General features: G+C 60.8%; 15 protein-coding genes. 9 read left to right on the top strand and 6 right to left on the bottom strand.

What is annotated here, in order from left to right:
• Positions 1-16 precede the first annotated feature (16 nt).
• The 3 genes from cueR to ACRZ95_RS20615 form a co-directional block, all read right to left on the bottom strand.
• A complete protein-coding gene (gene cueR, locus ACRZ95_RS20625) occupies positions 17-406 on the bottom strand; it encodes a Cu(I)-responsive transcriptional regulator (RefSeq protein ID WP_170484511.1) in 390 nt (129 codons plus the stop codon).
• Positions 403-2,883 carry a heavy metal translocating P-type ATPase gene (locus ACRZ95_RS20620; protein ID WP_480555511.1) on the bottom strand — a complete coding sequence of 827 codons (2,481 nt, stop codon included), beginning with the start codon at positions 2,881-2,883 and terminating at the stop codon, positions 403-405. Before ACRZ95_RS20620 ends, cueR begins: the two co-directional genes overlap by 4 nt.
• A 69-nt stretch (positions 2,884-2,952) precedes the next feature.
• A complete protein-coding gene (locus ACRZ95_RS20615) occupies positions 2,953-3,123 on the bottom strand; it encodes a hypothetical protein (RefSeq protein ID WP_170681414.1) in 171 nt (56 codons plus the stop codon).
• Positions 3,124-3,412: 289 nt separating this feature from the next.
• Between ACRZ95_RS20615 and ACRZ95_RS20610 the strand changes: the two genes are divergently transcribed.
• Together ACRZ95_RS20610 and ACRZ95_RS20605 are read left to right on the top strand one after the other, a co-directional pair.
• Positions 3,413-3,997, top strand: a complete 585-nt coding sequence (locus ACRZ95_RS20610) for a TetR/AcrR family transcriptional regulator (RefSeq protein WP_170681416.1) — start codon at positions 3,413-3,415, stop codon at positions 3,995-3,997.
• 80 nt (positions 3,998-4,077) lie between these two features.
• Positions 4,078-5,235: an acyl-CoA dehydrogenase family protein gene (locus tag ACRZ95_RS20605; protein WP_170681418.1), complete on the top strand. Its 1,158-nt coding sequence runs from the start codon at positions 4,078-4,080 to the stop codon at positions 5,233-5,235.
• A gap of 143 nt (positions 5,236-5,378) precedes the next feature.
• On the opposite strand, the gene ACRZ95_RS20600 is transcribed toward ACRZ95_RS20605, so the two are convergent.
• Entirely contained in the window at positions 5,379-6,275 is an 897-nt protein-coding gene (locus ACRZ95_RS20600; RefSeq protein WP_170681420.1) for a LysR substrate-binding domain-containing protein, read from the bottom strand.
• Positions 6,276-6,419: 144 nt separating this feature from the next.
• Between ACRZ95_RS20600 and ACRZ95_RS20595 the strand changes: the two genes are divergently transcribed.
• Together ACRZ95_RS20595 and ACRZ95_RS20590 are read left to right on the top strand one after the other, a co-directional pair.
• Positions 6,420-8,612 (top strand): thiamine pyrophosphate-dependent enzyme, encoded by a 2,193-nt coding sequence (locus tag ACRZ95_RS20595; protein WP_170681422.1) that lies wholly within the window; start codon positions 6,420-6,422, stop codon positions 8,610-8,612.
• Positions 8,609-9,643 carry an ACP S-malonyltransferase gene (locus tag ACRZ95_RS20590; protein ID WP_170681424.1) on the top strand — a complete coding sequence of 345 codons (1,035 nt, stop codon included), beginning with the start codon at positions 8,609-8,611 and terminating at the stop codon, positions 9,641-9,643. The genes ACRZ95_RS20595 and ACRZ95_RS20590 overlap by 4 nt, the downstream gene beginning before the upstream one ends.
• A gap of 8 nt (positions 9,644-9,651) precedes the next feature.
• On the opposite strand, the gene ACRZ95_RS20585 is transcribed toward ACRZ95_RS20590, so the two are convergent.
• Positions 9,652-10,560, bottom strand: a complete 909-nt coding sequence (locus ACRZ95_RS20585) for a LysR family transcriptional regulator (RefSeq protein WP_170681426.1) — start codon at positions 10,558-10,560, stop codon at positions 9,652-9,654.
• A 74-nt stretch (positions 10,561-10,634) separates the two neighbouring features.
• Between ACRZ95_RS20585 and ACRZ95_RS20580 the strand changes: the two genes are divergently transcribed.
• From ACRZ95_RS20580 to ACRZ95_RS20560, 5 genes are all read left to right on the top strand, one after another.
• A complete protein-coding gene (locus tag ACRZ95_RS20580) occupies positions 10,635-13,847 on the top strand; it encodes a reductive dehalogenase (protein ID WP_170681428.1) in 3,213 nt (1,070 codons plus the stop codon).
• 128 nt (positions 13,848-13,975) lie between these two features.
• Complete coding sequence (locus ACRZ95_RS20575; protein ID WP_170681430.1) at positions 13,976-14,842, top strand: FAD binding domain-containing protein; 867 nt, start codon at positions 13,976-13,978, stop codon at positions 14,840-14,842.
• Entirely contained in the window at positions 14,839-15,318 is a 480-nt protein-coding gene (locus ACRZ95_RS20570) for a (2Fe-2S)-binding protein (RefSeq protein WP_170380550.1), read from the top strand. Before ACRZ95_RS20575 ends, ACRZ95_RS20570 begins: the two co-directional genes overlap by 4 nt.
• On the top strand, positions 15,318-17,573 hold the full coding sequence (locus tag ACRZ95_RS20565; RefSeq protein WP_170681432.1) for a xanthine dehydrogenase family protein molybdopterin-binding subunit: 2,256 nt from the start codon (positions 15,318-15,320) through the stop codon (positions 17,571-17,573). The genes ACRZ95_RS20570 and ACRZ95_RS20565 overlap by 1 nt, the downstream gene beginning before the upstream one ends.
• Positions 17,566-17,811 (top strand): MoaD/ThiS family protein, encoded by a 246-nt coding sequence (locus ACRZ95_RS20560; protein ID WP_170681434.1) that lies wholly within the window; start codon positions 17,566-17,568, stop codon positions 17,809-17,811. Before ACRZ95_RS20565 ends, ACRZ95_RS20560 begins: the two co-directional genes overlap by 8 nt.
• A gap of 96 nt (positions 17,812-17,907) precedes the next feature.
• Here ACRZ95_RS20560 and ACRZ95_RS20555 read toward each other — a convergent pair whose 3' ends face one another.
• Positions 17,908-18,615, bottom strand: a complete 708-nt coding sequence (locus tag ACRZ95_RS20555; RefSeq protein WP_170681436.1) for a DUF374 domain-containing protein — start codon at positions 18,613-18,615, stop codon at positions 17,908-17,910.
• Between the last annotated feature and the right edge of the window lie 53 nt (positions 18,616-18,668).

Raw genomic sequence — 18,668 nt, 5'->3', positions numbered from 1 at the left:
AAAGGGCAACCCCGTGTTAGCTGTTCCCGCCTAGATCCTTCAGGATCGGGCAGTCCGGTCGGTCGTCTCCGGCGCAGGCCTCGATCAAATGACTCAGCGTGTCGCGCATCGCCTTGAGGTCGGCGATTTTTGCGTCGATCTGCGCCAGATGATCCCGCGCAACTTGCTTAACATCTGCGCTCGCCCGGCTTTCATCTTCATAGAGCGCCAGCAGTGTGCGGCAGTCTTCGATGGTAAACCCCAAGGCGCGGGCGCGGCCTAGAAAAGTCAGCTTGTGGATGTCCTGTTCGCGAAACCGACGATAGCCGTTGTCATCGCGCAGAGGTTTGATCAGCGCGATATCCTCATAGTAGCGGATCGTTTTCGCAGGCAGTCCGGTGCGGGTTGAGACATCGCCAATATTCATGCGTGGGCCTCCTTCGCGGTTTTTTGCGCGCCTTCCGCGACGTTGGGGCGGACCCACCGCAGACGCAGCGCATTGGTTACGACAAAGACGCTGGACAGGGCCATCGCGCCCGCCGCAAGCACCGGGGACAGCAATGGCCCGCCAAAGGGGTACAACACTCCGGCGGCCACCGGGATCAGCAAGGTGTTATAGCCAAATGCCCATCCGAGGTTCTGGCGGATGTTGCGCATGGTCCGGTGGCTGATGTCGATTGCGTTCACGACGCCGCGCAGATCGCCGGACATCAGAACCACATCGGCGGCCTCGATCGCGACATCCGTTCCGGTACCAATCGCGACGCCGACATCTGCTGCCGCAAGTGCCGGTGCGTCGTTTATCCCATCGCCCACAAAGGCGAGCGCGCCGAATTCGCGGCCCAAGCCCTCTAGCGTTTTCTGTTTGTCACCGGGCAGCAGGTCGGCGGCCACGTGATCAAGGCCCAACCTGTCTGCCATCGCTTGCGCCGTTTGCGCGTTATCTCCGGTTACCATGGCAAGCGTCAGGCCCATATTGTGCAGTTTTGCCAGCGCCTCGGCCGTGCCCGGTTTCATAGGGTCCGATACAGCCAGACTCGCTGCCGCCACCCCATCAATGGCCAAGAATAGTGGGGTCGCGCCCTGCGCGGCCCTTGCATCGGCGTCTGGTTTCAGGTCCGAGATATCCACACCCTTCTGATGCATCAATTTGTATGAGCCAATCAGCAGGTCGTGCCCCTCTGCGCGGCCCTGAAGGCCAAGACCGGTGAGGGACTGAACCTGAGAAACCTCGGGCAGATCAGAAGGCCCGGCGCGGGTGATCGCAGTAGCAATAGGGTGTTCCGAGCGCGCCTCGATCGCGGCGGCCAGTCGTAGGACTTGATCCCGCTCAAAGCCGTTGGTGGTTGTCACGTGATCTAGTTCGGGGCGCCCGAGGGTCAGCGTACCGGTTTTGTCGAAGGCGATGACCTTGGTCTGCTGTAAGTGTTGCAGCGCATCTCCCTTGCGGAACAAAACACCCAACTCCGCCGCGCGGCCTGTTCCCACCATGATCGAGGTCGGCGTGGCTAGACCCATGGCGCAGGGGCAGGCGATGATCAGGACCGATACCCCGGCCACCAGTGCCAGCGGCAATGAGGGAGAAGGCCCGAAGATCAGCCAAGCAGTGATGGTCAAAGCCGCCACCAACATCACTGCAGGAACAAAGCGATAGGTCAGCCGGTCGACAAGGCTTTGGATGGGCAGTTTGGCCCCCTGCGCCTGTTCCACCATCGAGATGACTTGGGCCAGAACCGTGTCCGCCCCAACGCGAGTCGCCTGCACACGCAGCGCGCCGGTTCCGTTCACGGTGCCGCCCACCACCGGGTCGCCAGCGGATTTGCCAGCCGGCACCGGCTCTCCCGTAATCATGCTTTCATCGACGTAAGAGGTTCCGTCGAGGATATCTCCATCCACCGGAACGCGTTCTCCGGGACGGATTTGCAGCAGGTCACCCACCGCTATTTCGGCAATAGGGCGATCTTCTGCTGCTCCGTTTCGTTCGACGCGCGCGGTTTTGGGCTGAAGCCCGATCAGCGCTCGGATTGCCGCGCCGGTTTTGCCTTTGGCGCGCGCCTCCATCATGCGGCCCAGAAGGATCAGAACAATGATCACGGCTGCGGCCTCAAAATACACATTCGCTGTACCCTGCGGCAGCAGGCCGGGCGCGAAAGTCGAGATGATGGAGAACAGATAGGCTGCCCCCGTCCCCAAAGCGACCAGAGCATTCATGTCCGGCATCCCGCGCAACAGCGACGGAATGCCCTTGGCGTAGAACACACGTCCCGGGCCAATCAACAGTGCGGTGGTCAGGGCAAACTGGATCAGATAACTGTTCTGCTGTCCCAGGGTTGCGTGAACCCAATGGTGGAAGGCTGGAACCATGTGCCCGCCCATCTCGAGAACAAATACGGGCAGGGCCAAAATAGCGGCCAGCACTGTCGCACGCTTCAAGTTGCGCGCCTCATCCGGCGTATCATCGGATCGGGTTTCCGACCCCGGAGATGTCTTAAGCTGCGCGGGAAACCCAAGCTGAGTTGTGATCTGTGCCAGCGCCTGCGGCGTGGTCGCGCCCTCGATGTAGGTGACCGATGCGCTTTGGTTGGCAAGGTTCACACTCGCCTCAAGAACGCCAGGGCTTGCTTGCAGAGTACGTTCGATCTTGGCCACGCAGGACGCGCAATTCATCCCGGTGATCTGCAAAGCGGTCTGATGCGTTGCCGCCGGATAGCCAGCGGCCTGCAATGCATCGCTGAGGGCGGAGACCGGGCCGTCAAACGTGACCTGAGCCGTCTGGGTCGCAAAATTGACCGAGGCGTCCTGCACGCCGGGAACAGCCTGCAAGGCAGCCTCGGCGCGTCCAACGCATGAGGCACAGCTCATGCCCGTGATTTTCAATTGAGTGCCCTTTGTCATGCGACTCATCCCGACAGATATCTTGTTATCCACATGGGGGTTCCAGTGACAGGAAGGTCAAGAGGTGTTGCGTGATTTTTAGCGGCCCTCGCGCTGAAATAGGCTTTCAAGCAAGGATTGGCCATTGGCGTTCTCGGGGGTCGACCGCACCGCATCAGGTGAGGCAAAAAAGCCAAACAGTACCACAAGCAACAAAAAGGCAGACCCGATGATCAAGGCCGAGACGATCTGCAAAGCTGAGCGTATCATACTATCGCCTGTTCATGTGGCCACCGCCGCAGTCAGTAAAGCGAGCACCAAAATGATTGGGACATATTGCGTGGCAACAAAGCTTGAGTGGCGTTTCATCGTCAGATCCTTGGGTGTACTGATCAGTAACCCTTTAAAAAGTGTTCTCACTGGCTATTATTTGCAAGAGCTCACGTTGCAAAAAAGTGAAGTCGTTGTGATGCTTTGGGTTCACGACGTGCAGGGACGTGAAGAAACCGCAATGGAAGTGGGAAAAAATGTACAGGCCGGTACACTCAGGTGCTTTCTGATGCGTCCTAACAAACGCGATGAACTGGTGCGCAAAGCGATGGAGGTCTTCTACCGAGACGGGTTCCACGCGACCGGCATGGACAAGCTAGTGGTAGAAACCGGTGTGTCCAAAACCTCGATGTACAAACACTTCCGCACCAAAGAAGATCTGATCCTGGCCGTTCTGCGCCTACGGGATGAAAGTTTCCGCAATCGGATCCTGCGACGGGTTGAGCAGATTGCAGACACGCCAGCCGGGCAACTGATTGCCACTTTCGACGCTTTTAAAGAGTGGTTCGAAGAGGACGACTTTCGCGGATGCATGTTCCTAAAGGCCGCGGCCGAGTATCAGGACGCCAGCCATCCAATCCATGTGCAGGCAGCAGAACATAAACGGGTTATGTTGGAACACCTGACCTCATTGGCGCGCCAATCCGGCGCACATGCGCCAGAGCTTCTGGCCCGTCAGATTGTTTTGCTGCAAGAGGGCGCGATCGTTTCGGCGGTTTTGTTGAAGAACGGCAATCCGGCCGAAGACGCCAAGGTTGCGGCGCAATTGCTGCTGGATGCTGAGCTGACCCGAAAGAACGCTGCGTTGCATTGACGGAACGCGGCGTTACGTGGATTGGCCTATTTACGGCGCCGCGATAGCCTTTCAGGCAACACCTGATCGGAGAATACCAAATGTCGCTTTTTACCTCGACCGCAGCTTGGGTCACTGACGAACACCGGATGTTTGCCGAAATGGCGGGGCGGTTGCTGGATGATGAACTGGTCCCCAATGCGGAAACATGGGCCGAGAATGGAATCGTAGACCGGGCATTCTGGTACAAAGCCGGGGAAACCGGTCTGATGGCGGGTGCGATCCCGGAAGAATATGGCGGCGTCGGCGGGGACATGGGGTTTGACTCGGTCACTCTGTACGAGCAGACGGCGCGCGGGGATGCCGGATGGGGATATGGGATCCAGTCGATCGTGACGCACTATATCACCGCCTATGGCAGTGAAGACCAAAAGCAGCGCTGGTTGCCCAAACTGGCCTCGGGCGAGATGGTTGGGGCTTTGGCCATGACTGAGCCGGGCACAGGCTCGGATGTGCAGGCGGTGCGGACCTCGGCTGAAAAGGACGGCAATTCCTACCGCCTGAACGGGTCTAAGATCTTCATCACTAACGGTCAGAGCGCGGATCTGATCATCGTTGCCGCCAAGACGGACAAGACCTTGGGTGCCAAGGGTGTGTCTTTGATTGTGGTTGAGACGGATGGGGCCGAGGGTTTCCGGCGCGGGCGCAACCTCAAGAAGCTGGGCATGAAGGGCAATGACACCGCCGAGCTGTTCTTTGAAGATGTCAAAGTGCCGATGACCAATCTGCTCGGCCCGGATGAGGGGCAGGGGTTCTACCAGTTGATGAAACAGCTTCCGTGGGAGCGTTTGACCATCGGTATTATGGCGCTGGGCGCGATTGATTTCGCCATCTCTGAGACTGTGAAATACGTGCAGGAGCGCAAGGCCTTTGGTCAGCGCGTCATGGATTTCCAGAACACGCGGTTCAAACTGGCCGAGTGCAAAACCAAGGCGGAAGTGCTGCGCAGTTTCGTGAATGATTGTATTGGAAAACTGGAGGCGGGTGAATTGGATGCCGCCACCGCGTCTATGGTCAAATACTGGGGCTCTGAGGTCCAGAACGAGATCATGCATGAATGCCTGCAGCTTTTTGGCGGCTATGGCTTCATGATGGAATACCCGATCGCCCGCCTTTATGCCGATGCCCGTGTGCAGATGATCTATGGCGGCACTAATGAAGTCATGAAGGAACTCATCGCGCGCTCGATCGACGTCTGAGGTTCTCCCGCCCGTCGTTGAAGTTCATGTCGGAACATCTCCTCCCTTTGGGCCGGGCAGCCACGCCTGCCCGGTCCCCTGCCGTCCGCAAGACGCAAGGCCTTTGGCCGCGCAGTTTTTCGGTTGGCGGCTTGTTCGGATATCTATATGATTTCCGGGTCCAGTTGCCGTTCGAGCCATGCTCGAAATGACTTCAGCGGTTCGGACTCAATCCTGTTCTTGGGCCATACCAGATAGTACGCGCCCAAGCTGACCTCTGGCCCATCCCACGCCAAGGCAAGGCGGCCGGTTTTGAGGTGCTCTTCGACGAGATAGCTTGGGAACAAGCCAACGCCCAACCCATGGATCGTGGCCTGTATCATCGTTGAAAACTGATCGAACAGCATCCCACGCGACCCGCTTGCAGGATGGTCCTGAGCGGTAAACCAGCGCTCCCAGCCGTCGGGGCGGGTTTCCATGTGCAATAGGGGCGCCTTTTCCAGCCAGTCGATTTGATCACTCTGGTCGGGCAGAAGGTCAGGGGCGCAGACGGGTACGACATACTCTGTCATGATCTTTAGGTAGTTCACACCGCTCCAGTTCTGGCGACCAAAGTGAAAACCTGCGTCAAAGGCTTCGGTCTCGAAGTCGAAGGGTCGCAGCCTTGTGTTCAGGTTGACCGTCACCTCGGGATGATTGCGGGCGAAGTCCTGAAGGCGCGGGGCCAACCAATGCATCCCGAATGCCGGCAGGATGGACAGGTTGAGAGACCCTCCGGTTGGGTTGGCCTTCAGTTTCAGCGACGCCTGCGCCAATTGGTGCAGGGCCGTGCGGGCCGTCTGGACATATTCTTGCGCGGCCGGGGTCAGGTGCAACCGCATCTGGGCGCGTTGGATCAGTTCGATGCCCAACTGCTCCTCCATCGTTTTCAGCTGGCGACTGATGGCGCTTTGGGTCAGCGATAGCTCCTCGGCCGCAGCGGATGCGCTGCCCAGCCTGTCCACAGCCTCAAGCGCGAGCAGGGATGAAATCGACGGAAGAAAGCGTCGGGGCGCGATCATATTACATTTCCTCATACCTTTGGGTTTGATTATCACTGGCTTTTTGCGGACACCAGCCGGATATACTGGCCTGTGACGCGCGCGCCCGCGCCGTTCGAAAACAAGACCCGCGGACAGCCCCGCACTATTTGAAAAGGCCGAGCTATGGATCGCGCGCAGATCGTCCATGAGAATTTCTTGTCCCGCGTGGCAAACCGGGATTTTCCCGAAGGTGCGCCTCCGGTCGGCGGGCTGAGCCATGCAGATGCGGTGTCACTTTACCGCTCGCAGGTCCTCAGCCGGGCGCTGGATCGCACCAGCCGGGCGATGCAGAAGGCGGGGCAGGGGTTCTATACCATTGGCTCATCGGGTCATGAGGGCATGGCTGCCGTGGCCCACGCTTTGCGCCCGACGGATATCGCCTTTTTGCACTACCGCGATGCGGCGTTCCAGATTGCTCGTTCTGAGCAGGTTCCGGGCCAACAGATCGCCTGGGATATGCTGCTGAGCTTTGCCTGTTCGAAAGAGGATCCGACCTCGGGCGGGCGTCATAAGGTGCTTGGCTCCAAGGCTCTGATGATCCCGCCTCAGACCTCGACTATTGCCAGCCACCTGCCCAAAGCGGTTGGGGCGGCCTATGCGTTGGGGGCCGCGCGGCGGCATGACCCCGAGCATCGGGTGTTGCCCGAGGATGGCATCGCCATGTGTTCCTTCGGGGACGCCTCGGCCAACCACTCGACCGCGCAAGGGGCGATCAATACGGCGGGTTGGACCAGCGTGCAATCCACACCGCTGCCCTTGCTGTTCGTTTGCGAGGACAACGGCATCGGGATCTCGGTGAAAACGCCCAAGGGCTGGATCGAGGCGTCGATGGCGCATCGTCCGGGGATCAAGTATTTTCAGGCCAACGGGCTGGACATTTACGAGACCTACGCCGTGGCTCAAGAAGCCGCGCATTATGTCCGTTCGCGACGTAAGCCCGCCTTCCTGCACCTGCGGACCGTGCGCCTCTATGGCCATGCCGGGGCGGATGTGCCGACAACATATCTCAGCAAGTCCGAGGTTGAGGCGGATGAGGCAAATGATCCGCTTCTCCATTCCGTTCGCCTGTTGGATCAGGCGGGGGCGTTGGCTCCAGGTGAGGCGCTGAAAATCTACCAGAACAGCTGCGCCCGAACGGATCGTGTTGCCGCCGAGGCTGCCACGCGCCCGCATTTGTCGACCGCGCAGGATGTCATGGCCAGCCTGATCCCGCCCAAACGCACCTGCAAGCCGACGAACGGCCCCAGTGCGGATGCGCGGGCAAAGGCGTTCGGGGGCGACATGCGCGCGATGTCCGACCCGCAGCCCATGAGCCGCCTGATCAACTGGGCGCTGGCCGATCTGATGCTGGAACATGGCGAGATCGTCTGTATGGGCGAGGATGTGGGCCGCAAAGGCGGTGTCTACGGTGTGACGCAGAAGCTGCAGCAGCGGTTCGGACAGGACCGTGTGATCGACACTTTGCTAGACGAGCAGTCGATCCTCGGCCTCGCCATTGGCATGGGCCATAACGGGTTTGTGCCGATCCCCGAAATCCAGTTCCTCGCCTATCTGCACAATGCCGAGGATCAGATCCGCGGCGAGGCTGCCACCTTGCCCTTCTTCTCGAACGGGCAATTCACCAACCCGATGGTGCTGCGAATTGCTGGGCTTGGGTATCAGAAAGGCTTTGGAGGGCATTTCCACAACGACAACTCTCTGGCCGTATTGCGCGACATTCCGGGTGTGATCATTGCCTGCCCCTCGACCGGGGAAGACGCGGCGCAGATGCTGCGCGAATGCGTGCGACTGGCGCGGGAAGAGCAGCGGGTTGTTGTGTTCCTCGAGCCGATTGCGCTCTATCCCATGCGGGATCTGAATGCGGTGCAGGACGGGGGCTGGATGACGACCTACCCCTTGCCCGACCGCCGGATTGCATTGGGCGAGGTTGGGGTGCATGGCGACGGCACCGATCTGGCCATCGTGACCTATGGCAATGGTCACTACCTGTCGCGTCAGGCGCTGCCTGAGTTGCAGGCGGCCGGGGTGAACGCTCGTATCGTCGATTTACGCTGGCTGGCTCCGCTACCTGCTGAGGCGCTGCTGAAGGCGACCAGGGACTGCAAGCATGTTCTGATCGTGGATGAATGCCGCCGCACAGGCAGCCAATCCGAGGGGCTGATGACCCTCTTCCGCGAAGAAAGTGCCCAGTCGCGGGTCGCCCGCGTTGTGGCTGAGGATTGTTTTATCGCGACCGGCCCGGCCTATGCCGCGCCCCTGCCGTCCAGGGACGGTATCGTCGCTGCGGCCCTGAATCTTACCGGAGTGCGGAAATGACCCGAACAGCTGTCGTGATCTGCCCCGGTCGGGGCACCTATAACAAGCCCGAGCTGGGCTATCTGCACCGCCACCATGCGGACAAGATGCCGATGTTCCAGCGCTTTGATGCCCTGCGCGCCGATGCCGGGCAAGAGGGGGTAACCGCGCTGGACGGGGCCGCGCGCTTTGCGGTCAGTACCTATTCGCGCGGCGATGTGGCCTCGCCCCTGATCTATGCCGCGGCATTGGCGGATGCGCAGTCGCTGGCGGATGATATTGAGGTGGTGGCCGTGACGGGCAACTCGATGGGTTGGTATATCGCGCTGGCCGCCGCTGGCGCGCTGAGCGCTGAAAACGGGTTCCGTGTGGTGAACACCATGGGCACTCTGATGCAGGAACATCTGATCGGCGGGCAGTTGGTCTATCCCTTCACCGATGACAGCTGGGTCGACAGCGCGCACCAGAAACAGGCGTTGTTGCAGGACGTCTCTGACATCAACGCGGTCGAGGGACAGGATCTGGCGCTGTCGATTGATCTGGGCGGTATGCTGGTGCTGGCCGGGAATGAGGCTGGTCTGGCCGCATTTGAGGCATCTCATCCCACCGTTCACGACCGCTTTCCCATGCGGCTGCCAAACCATGCGGCGTTCCATACCTCTCCGCAGGCTCCGATTGCCGCCGAAGGTCGGGCGCGGCTGAAACCCGATATGTTCGGCCAGCCTCGCCACCCGATGATCGACGGGCGTGGCAAGATCTGGTGGCCGGGCGCCACCGATACCGAGGCGCTGTGGGACTATACGTTGGGCCATCAGGTGACTGAGCCCTACGATTTCACCCACGCCATTCAAACCGCCGCGCGAGAGTTCGCACCGGACCTGTTCATCGTGACGGGGCCGGGGGCGACACTGGGCGGCGCGGTGGCGCAGGCTCTGACCATGGCGGGGTGGAGCGGCATGACTGACAAGACCTCATTCACCGCGCGGCAAGAGGACACGCCGATTCTAGTGGCCATGGGACGCGAGGATCAAAGGGCGTTGGCGACAGGCTAGGCTCTGCTTCAGGTCTTGACCTGAATAGTACCGGCGAGGGTTTCGATCCGGTCGCGCAGCCAGCGATGGGCCGGGTCATTGGCCGAGCGCTGGTGCCAGACCATGTAGATCGAGACAGGTTCGCAGTCGAACGGCAAGGGCGCGCAATCCAGGGCGGCCAGTGGTCCGTTTCTCATCAACGCCGTGTCGGTGGAAATCAGCGGGCTGCCCGCGATGAAAGACGGGATGGCGTTGAAATGCGGCAGTACGACGGTTGGCGGACGGATCTGGCTTTGATCCACACCGCGCATCACCGCGCGCGCATTCCGGCCGTCGGGAAAGCGAACCTCGACATGCTCACTCTGACAGTAGGCCTCCCACGTCTCGGGCGCGGAGCGTTGGCATCGGTCAAAAAACACCATCAACGGGCTTGTGATCAGCCGCTTTTGAAAGATGTCCGGCCCGTCCGGAGGCAGCGGCGTCAGCATCAGCTGGCACCGGTCGCTGCGCAGCAGGTCCGGCCCCGGTACGCCGGATGAGATGAATTCCAACTGCAGCTTAATACCCTCGGCACGGGTCGCGCTTAGAAGGTCGGGAAAGATCAGCTCTCGCGGCATGTCGTTGGTGGCGATGCGGATTTCCATCTGCTCTGACAGGGGATCAAAGGGGCGTTCATCCGTCAGCGCGCGCATACCATCCAGCACGTTGCGGACCGGCTCTTGCAAGGCCAGCGCGCGTTCGGTCGGTGTCAGGCCCTGGCCAGATCGTACGAATAGCGGATCGCCGAGCACCTGCCGTAGCTTGGCCAATGTGTGGCTGATTGCCGACTGTGTGACCCCCAGCCGATCCGCCGCTTTCGAGACCGAGCTTTCCTCGAGTATCGTCAGAAAGATGCGCAGGACCTTGCCGTCCAGATCAGTGAAATCGATTTTGCTCATACAATCTATGATTAAGTATGAATGGTTTTGCTGTCGAGAGGGCGCTAGGTCAGGCGCAAACAAGGGGCACGCATATGGGACTTCGCTTTTTCTCGGACAAGAACCGACCGGTTCACATGGGGTCGTACCCGTTGGAGCGTCTGGCGCGTCAGCAGGCGATGCCCGACCTGTCCCAACTGCCCCCGATGCCCGAGCTTAGCTTTCACCGGCCTGACCGGCCCGAGAGCATCGTGAATGCGATGGGCGAGTTTCAGGCCATGCTGGACACGATCCGGGATGGGCTGGTGAACCCTGTCGCCTCGGACATCCCGCAGGACCCGCAGGCGCGGGCAGATCACCTCAAGGCGTTTGGATATTTCAACGATGCCTCGATGATGGGTTGCGGGCCTCTGCCGCCCGAGGCGCTGTTGGACCAGCCGCGCCGCAACCCTGATATTGACCGTCTGGCCCATGCGTTGAAAACCCGCCAGACCAAAACGCTGGCCTCGGGGATCGATGTCATCATGGCCGATCTCAAGGAAAGTATGGAGGCCGCACCGCGTCCGATGGCCTCGCACCGCCATGTTCTGGTGTTTCTCTATGAACATAACCGCGACCCTAACCCGGACGAGCCGGGGTCCGGGTGGATCATGGATGCGCAGGACCACCGGGCCTGCCTGCTGGCGACTGAGAATGCTGCTGTGATCGCCAACTACATCCGGTTGCTGGGATTCGATGCGCGGGCGCATACGGCAATGTCGACCGAAGTGGATCTGGGCAAGCTTGCGGTCGCGGCGGGTTTGGCCTCTGTCGAAGACGGCACGCTTGTTGCTCCATGGCTGGGGCGTCGCTTTGGACTGGCCGCCGTTACGACCGAAATGGAGATTGCCCACGATCGGCCCCTGCAACCGATGGCGCAACAACCGTGGTTCCGGACTCAAGGTCCTGCGTGGTGGCTGGGTACCGGGTTCGCCAAGAACGCTCTGAACCGAGACGCCTATGCCAAACGTCGCTATATGGATGGGGCGCATCCCTTTGAGCGGCTCAAGCGGGTCGAGACGCCCACCACTTATATTGATGAGGCCAACGTCGCGCGCGTTCCCAAGCGCGCCGACATGTTCGCGCGGGCGCAGTTTGGCGATATGGGCAAATACCTGCAGGACGCGGCCAAGGGCGGATATTACGTGCGCAAATCAGCCCCCAGTTTCGCGCAACGCCGGGCGCTGGGCGCGTTTGTTCTGTTGCAGGATGGCGAAAGTGCTGAGGTTTCGCCCCCGACCGATGCCGAGCGCAATGCCGCCAATATCAAGGCCGCCAGTTACTTCCTTGGGGTCGATGCGGTCGGCCTCAGCCGTTGTCCGGACTGGGCGTGGTATTCCCACGATGCGACGGGGGAAGAGATCTCGCCGCCGCATGATCAGGCCATCAGCATGATCATCGACCAGGGCTACGAGACCATGGAGGGCGCAAGTGGTGATGATTGGATCAGCGTCGCGCAATCCATGCGCGCCTATCTGCGGTTTTCACTGTTGGGTGGCGTGATCGCGCAGCAGATCCGCAACCTCGGCTACAAGGCCAAGGCCCATACGGTGATGGATGGCGAGGTGCTGCAACCTCCGCTGTTGCTATTGTCGGGGTTGGGCGAGGTCAGCCGCATCGGCGAAGTCATCCTGAACCCCTATCTCGGCCCGCGTCTGAAATCCGGGGCGGTGACGACTGATATGCCGATGTCGCATGACAAGCCGATTGATTTCGGCCTGCAGAGCTTCTGCGAAAGCTGCAACAAATGTGCCCGCGAATGCCCCTCGGGGGCGATCACCGCCGGGCCAAAGCTGATGTTCAACGGCTATGAAATCTGGAAATCCGACAGCCAGAAGTGCGCGACCTATCGCGTAACAACGCCCGGTGGATCGATGTGCGGGCGGTGCATGAAGACCTGCCCGTGGAACCTTGAAGGGATTTTCAAAGAACGTCCTTTCCGATGGGCGGCGATGAATATCCCTCAGGCCGCCCCGGCATTAGCGAAATTGGACGATGCGGTTGGCAATGGTGGCCTGAACGACGTTAAAAAATGGTGGTGGGATATCGAGCTGCAGTCGGATGGCGCCTATCGCCCCTCGGTGCATCCGCTGAACCGGCGCGACCTGCAGCCTGATCTGGATCTGGAATACAAAGATCAGACGCTGGCCGTTTACCCCGCCTATCTGGCCCCGCACCCGTGGCCCTATCCCTTTGCCATGGACCGTGAGGCCGGGATTGCCGCCTATGAGGCAATGGTGAGCGCCGAGGAATACAAGGCACGCAAAGCGGCTGGCGATATGTCGGTTGTCCATCGCTACGAGATCGCAGGTGATGCGCCGGTCATGCGGGTCGAATTGACCAAGGTCGACAAGATGACGGCTGATGTGACCAAGTATGAGTTCTCGACACTGGACGGCTCTCCTTTACCCGAATGGACAGCGGGCGCGCATCTGGACGTTTTGGTCGCGCCCGAGTTCCTGCGCCAGTATTCGATGTCCGGTGACCCTTCGGATCGAGCAACCTATCAGATCGGTGTTTTGCGTGAGGACGAGGGACGCGGTGGTTCGGCTCTGCTGCATCGCATCTTCAACGAAGGCCGCAAGGTTTTCATCTCGAAGCCGATCAATCATTTCGAGCTGGATGAGACCGCGACAAAAACCTTCCTGATGGGTGGCGGGATCGGCATCACTCCGATGATTGCATTTGCACACCGTCTGCATGCGCTGGGCAAACCGTTCGAGCTGCACTACTCGGCCAGTACCCGCGCCGGGGCAGGGTATCTGGAAGATCTGGCCGCGACGCCGTGGGCAGAAAAAGTGCATTACCATTTCTCGGATGAAGGCACGCGGGCCGATCTGGATGCGGTCCTGTCAGGCTATCAGGACGGCTGGCACGTCTATACCTGCGGGCCAGATCGCTTCATGGAGGGCGTCATGCAAGCGGCCGAGCGGCAGGGCTTCCCTGACGAAGCGCGGCATTTGGAGTATTTCTCGGTCCCCGAGCAACCGGAGTACGAAAACTACCCATTCACCTTGAAGCTGGCGAAATCAGGCTTCGAACTGCCTGTGCCAGAAGACAAGGACGCCGCGCAGGTGCTGAACGAGGCGGGTATTCACGTGGATGTGAAATGCGCAGATGGCATCTGCGGCGTCTGCAAATGCGGTGTTGTTTCAGGCGAAATCGAGCATCGCGATTTTGTCCTGTCCAACAAACAACGCGAGAGCGCTATCATTTTGTGCCAAAGCCGCGCCGCGCAACCCGATGGCGTGATCGAGATCGACCTCTGACCCGAGGTCGAAAAACGACATGAAGTTGTAGAAAAATTGGTCGCTCCGGCCATGGACGCCGGGGGACTGCTGCACTAACGTCCCCTCTGAACCCAGTGAATCCTGATTGACAGGTGCGAGGTATTTTCATGGATTATCACAGCCCCGCCAGCTTTGCCGAGGCGTCGGCTCTGGCTGCAAACGCGACGGGCACCACACGATTTCTGGCAGGCGGCACCGATGTGTTGGTGCAACTGCGCTCGGAATTGGTGACGCCCGATACGTTGATCGACATCAAGAAAATCAACGGTGTGGATCAGATCACGCAAAACACCGATGGCAGCTGGACACTTGGCGTCGCTGTCACCGGCGCCGAAATGAGCGAGCACCCCCAGCTGGGCCGCGACTGGCCCGGTGTGGTCGAGGCGATGGATCTGATCGGATCGACTCAGGTGCAGGGCCGCGCGACGTTGACGGGCAACCTGTGCAACGGCTCGCCGGCGGCGGATTCGGTGCCCGCGATGGTTGCTGCGGGCGTGACGGTTACTGTGACCGGCCTTGATGGCGCGCGCGAGGTTGCTGTTGAGGACATCCCCACCGGACCGGGCAAGACCGCGCTGGCGAAGGGTGAAGTGGTTTCAGCCGTCAACCTCCCCGCGCGGGGCGAGAATGGCGGTGACGCCTATCTGCGCTTTATCCCGCGCACCGAAATGGACATCGCCGTGGTCGGCGTGGGCGTCAGCCTGCGTCTGGACGGCGACATGATCACCGAGGCGCGCGTGTCATTGGGCGCGGTCGCCCCGACCGTTTTGCTGGTTGAAGACTGCGCCAAAGCCATCATCGGCAGCACGCTGGATGACGCCGCGCTGGACGCGTTGGCGGCTGCGGCCTCGGCGGCCTGCAACCCGATTGACGACAAACGCGGCACGATCGAGTTCCGCACCGAGGTCGCTGGTGTTCTGGCCAAGCGCGCCGCGAAAATCGCCTATGCACGCGCGAAGGGAGAAGACGCATGAGCAAGCTCCACGTATCCACCACCGTGAACGGGGACACGGTCGAATACCTGTGTGACCCGCGCGAAACGCTGCTGGACTGTCTGCGCGACAAGCTGAACCTGACCGGTGCGAAAGAGGGCTGCGGCACCGGCGATTGCGGCGCGTGTTCCGTCACCGTCGATGGCCGTCTGGTCTGTTCCTGCCTGATGCTGGGTGTTGAGGCCGAGGGTAAGACCATCGAAACCGTCGAAGGCATCGCGGATGGCGACGTTCTTCACCCGCTGCAGAAGAAGTTCATCGAACATGCGGCGCTTCAGTGCGGGATTTGCACCCCGGGCATTCTGGTGGCGGCCAAGTCGCTGCTTGAGAAGAACCCAAACCCGACCGAAGAGGAAACCCGGTATTGGCTGGCAGGCAATCTCTGCCGCTGCACCGGCTATGACAAGATCATTCGCGCCGTGATGGAAACGGCGGAAGAGCTGCGGGAGGCTTCGTAATGGCACTCGACGATCGCAAATCTGTATTCACTTTCGTTGGCACGCGCCCGGATCGCCCTGACGGGTTAGACAAGGTCACGGGCCGCGCCAAATTCGGGGCTGATGCCTATGCGCCCGGCATGTTGCACGGAGCGGTTCTGCGCTCGCCCCACGCACACGCGCGGATCGTGAAGATCGACACCTCGAAGGCCGAGGCGCATAAGGACGTCAAAGCCGTCGTCACCCGCGCGGATTTCGCCGATGTTCCGTTCAAACCCGGTCTCGAGGGCGAGTTCTGGAACGTGCTGGAAAACGTCATGGCGGGCGAAAAGGCGCTCTATGATGGCCACGCCGTTGCTGCGGTTGCAGCCACGTCGGCCCTGGCAGCGCGGGATGCACTCAAACTGATCGAGGTCGAATACGAAGTTCTTCCGCATGTGACCGACGTGGACAAAGCGATGGCCTCGGATGCGCCTGTTATTCGGGAAGGCGCGGCGGACTATTCGGTGCCCGAAGGGCTGCACCCGAACGTCGTACGTTACCACGAAAGCGGTCACGGAGATGTCGAGGCCGGCTTTGCCGAAGCGGATCTGGTCATCGAAGACAGCTTTGTTACCGAAGCGACCCATCAGGGCTATATCGAACCGCACGCCTGTCTGGGCATGCTGGGCAATGACGGCAAGGGTGAGCTGTGGTGCACTACGCAAGGCCACTGGATCGCGCAGAAGACCTGCGCCGCGCTGCTGGGGATCGAGACCTCGCAACTTCGCGTCACCGCGTCCGAGATTGGTGGTGGTTTCGGCGGCAAAACCACTGTCTTCATCGAACCCGTTGCGCTTGCACTGAGCCGCAAAGCCAACCGTCCGGTCAAGATCGTTATGACCCGGTCCGAGGTTTTCCGGGCGACTGGCCCGACGGCGTCGGCGTCGATGGACGTCAAGATCGGTATGAAGAAGGACGGGACCATCTCGGCAGCACAAGGCGTATTCCGCTTGCAGGGCGGGGCCTTCCCCGGTGCGCCGGGCGATATGACTGCCATGTGCGCCTTCGCGCCGTACAACCTGACCAACGTCAAGCAGATCGGCTATGACGTGATGTCGAACCGTCCGAAACAGGCCGCTTACCGCGCGCCGGGCGCTCCTATGGGCGCCTTCGCAGTCGAGTCGGTGATTGATGAGCTGTGCAATAAGCTGGGCCTCGACCCCGTTGATGTCCGCCTGAAAAACGCCGCTCATGAAGGGACCAAGGCCAGCTATGGCCCGACCTACGAACGTATTGGTCTGGTCGAAACGCTGGAGGCTGCCAAGGCGCACCCGCACTATTCGGCCCCGCTGAAGCCGGGGCAGGGGCGCGGGATTTCCTGTGGCTTCTGGTTCAACCACGGCGGTGAGACCTCGGTTTCGCTGGCCCTGTCCGAGGACGGCTCGGCTCAGCTGATGGTGGGAACGCCGGATATCGGCGGCTCACGCGCGTCGATGGCGCTGATGGCGGCCGAGGTTCTGGGCATTCCTTACGAGAATATCCGCGTCACCATCGCTGACACCGCGACGCTGGGCTATAACGACGTCTCACACGGCTCGCGCGTGACCTACGCGTCGGGTCTGGCGACCATCAAGGCGGCCAAACACGCAGTCGAAAAACTGTGCGAACGAGCGGCTGCCAAGTGGGGTATCCCGGTCGAGGCTGTGAAATGGGAGGACGGCTGCGCCGTGCCCTCAGGCCCCAACGCAGGCGATTTCGATCCGCTGGCGCTTTCCGACATCACGGCGGATATGGGGCGCACCGGCGGCCCGATCTCGGGCCATTTCGAGGCAACTCCGGAAGGTGCGGGCGTGTCCTTTGGCACTCACATCGTTGATGCCGAGGTTGACCCGGAAACCGGCAAGACCAGCGTGACACGCTACACGGTCATTCAGGACGCCGGAAAGGCGATCCACCCAACTTATGTGGAAGGCCAGTTCCAGGGCGGTGCCGCGCAAGGCATCGGCTGGGCGCTGAACGAGGAATATATCTACGGCGAGGACGGGCGGTTGCAGAACTCGATCTTCCTCGACTACCGGATCCCCGTTGCCAGTGACCTGCCGATGATCGACACGGTGATTGTCGAAGTGCCCAACCCCGGCCACCCGTTTGGGGTGCGCGGTGTGGGCGAGACTGGCATCGTGCCGCCGCTTGCCGCCATCGCCAACGCGGTTTCCAACGCGGCGGGTGTGCGGATGAAGCAACTGCCGATGTCGCCTCCGCGCATTCTGGCCGCGCTCAAGGGCAATGGTTGAGGTTCACCTCTGGTCCGGCCTCCGGTCTCTGACCGGGGGCTTGGCCGTCGTCGAGGTCGAGGCCAAAACAACCGGAGAGTTGCTGCGCGCCCTGGTGCGCGCGCATCCGCAATTGCAGGCCCCTATTGATGCGGGCGTCTCAATCGCGATCGACGGGCGCGTGATTGCAACGGGCCTGACGGAACCCATCCCGGCAGGCAGCGAAGTCTATCTGATGCAGAGGCTGCGCGGTGGTTAGATCGTTTTGCGTTTGATTTGAATCGAAATACGCTGCCTCTGCCTGTGGTCGAACGCGCATTTCGACGGTCTTGCTGCGCGCAAAGCGCAGAAAGCTTTAAGGTTTAGGCGACCACGGTTCGCGCCCGACCATCCGGTCGGCCTCGGCCGTAATGTCGTTCATGTGCTGCTCTAGGCTTTGGCGCAGGGTTTCGATTTCTTCTTCGCTGGCTTTGCGCGGGACTGTTTCGGTCCATTCGCGGCACAGAAACACACCTTCGTTGCGCCAGGGCCGGGGCATCAACAAGCGGTCCCATGTACCGGCCTCGCTGCCGTGACGGGCCGAGAAGGTGATTCCGAACACCCGTTTGCCGGATGTGCGCGCCCAGACCAAAGGCACGGTCGACAGAACCCGCTCCGGCCCGCGGGGTCCGTCGGCGGCAATGCCAATAGAAATCCCCTGTTTCATCTTGCCCAGAACCTCGCGCGACACCGCGACGTTGCTTTTGTGTTTGCTGGCCATGGCGATCGTGTCCATGCCGAACAGCTTTTGCACACGGCCCACCATGCTGCCCGCCCGCGCCGAGGACGTGATCGAGCAGATCTGCGCCTTGTCCAGCGGGAAGAAATAGGGTGACTGCGCCAGCCGCTGATGCCACAGAACAACGATGACCGGTTCGCCCTGTTCGGCAAGCTGGTCCAGTTCTTCATAGCCGATGCGCTGCCATTTGGTGTTGCGGTTGACCATCCGAATATAGCTCGCAATACGGCGCGCCGCCCAGTTTAACACGGCTTCGCTGTCGGCGATCTTTTTGCGGATACTCACGGATGGGTCCCTCATACTGGCCAAACCGTGTCTTATAGAACTCAACGCCGCGT

This window comes from Ruegeria sp. AI3 (genome assembly GCF_056541245.1).
This window is presented reverse-complemented; position numbering and strand designations above follow the sequence as displayed.

Excerpts from the sequence above, each read along its gene's own strand:
- ACRZ95_RS20605 (WP_170681418.1), top strand. The coding sequence starts at position 4,078 with ATGTCGCTTTTTACCTCGACCGCAGCTTGGGTCACTGACGAACACCGG.
- ACRZ95_RS20580 (WP_170681428.1), top strand. The coding sequence starts at position 10,635 with ATGGGACTTCGCTTTTTCTCGGACAAGAACCGACCGGTTCACATGGGG.
- ACRZ95_RS20585 (WP_170681426.1), bottom strand. The coding sequence starts at position 10,560 with ATGAGCAAAATCGATTTCACTGATCTGGACGGCAAGGTCCTGCGCATC.
- ACRZ95_RS20615 (WP_170681414.1), bottom strand. The coding sequence starts at position 3,123 with ATGATACGCTCAGCTTTGCAGATCGTCTCGGCCTTGATCATCGGGTCT.
- cueR (WP_170484511.1), bottom strand. The coding sequence starts at position 406 with ATGAATATTGGCGATGTCTCAACCCGCACCGGACTGCCTGCGAAAACG.
- ACRZ95_RS20600 (WP_170681420.1), bottom strand. The coding sequence starts at position 6,275 with ATGATCGCGCCCCGACGCTTTCTTCCGTCGATTTCATCCCTGCTCGCG.
- ACRZ95_RS20560 (WP_170681434.1), top strand. The coding sequence starts at position 17,566 with ATGGTTGAGGTTCACCTCTGGTCCGGCCTCCGGTCTCTGACCGGGGGC.
- ACRZ95_RS20570 (WP_170380550.1), top strand. The coding sequence starts at position 14,839 with ATGAGCAAGCTCCACGTATCCACCACCGTGAACGGGGACACGGTCGAA.
- ACRZ95_RS20565 (WP_170681432.1), top strand. The coding sequence starts at position 15,318 with ATGGCACTCGACGATCGCAAATCTGTATTCACTTTCGTTGGCACGCGC.
- ACRZ95_RS20575 (WP_170681430.1), top strand. The coding sequence starts at position 13,976 with ATGGATTATCACAGCCCCGCCAGCTTTGCCGAGGCGTCGGCTCTGGCT.
- ACRZ95_RS20595 (WP_170681422.1), top strand. The coding sequence starts at position 6,420 with ATGGATCGCGCGCAGATCGTCCATGAGAATTTCTTGTCCCGCGTGGCA.
- ACRZ95_RS20590 (WP_170681424.1), top strand. The coding sequence starts at position 8,609 with ATGACCCGAACAGCTGTCGTGATCTGCCCCGGTCGGGGCACCTATAAC.
- ACRZ95_RS20610 (WP_170681416.1), top strand. The coding sequence starts at position 3,413 with ATGCGTCCTAACAAACGCGATGAACTGGTGCGCAAAGCGATGGAGGTC.
- ACRZ95_RS20620 (WP_480555511.1), bottom strand. The coding sequence starts at position 2,883 with ATGAGTCGCATGACAAAGGGCACTCAATTGAAAATCACGGGCATGAGC.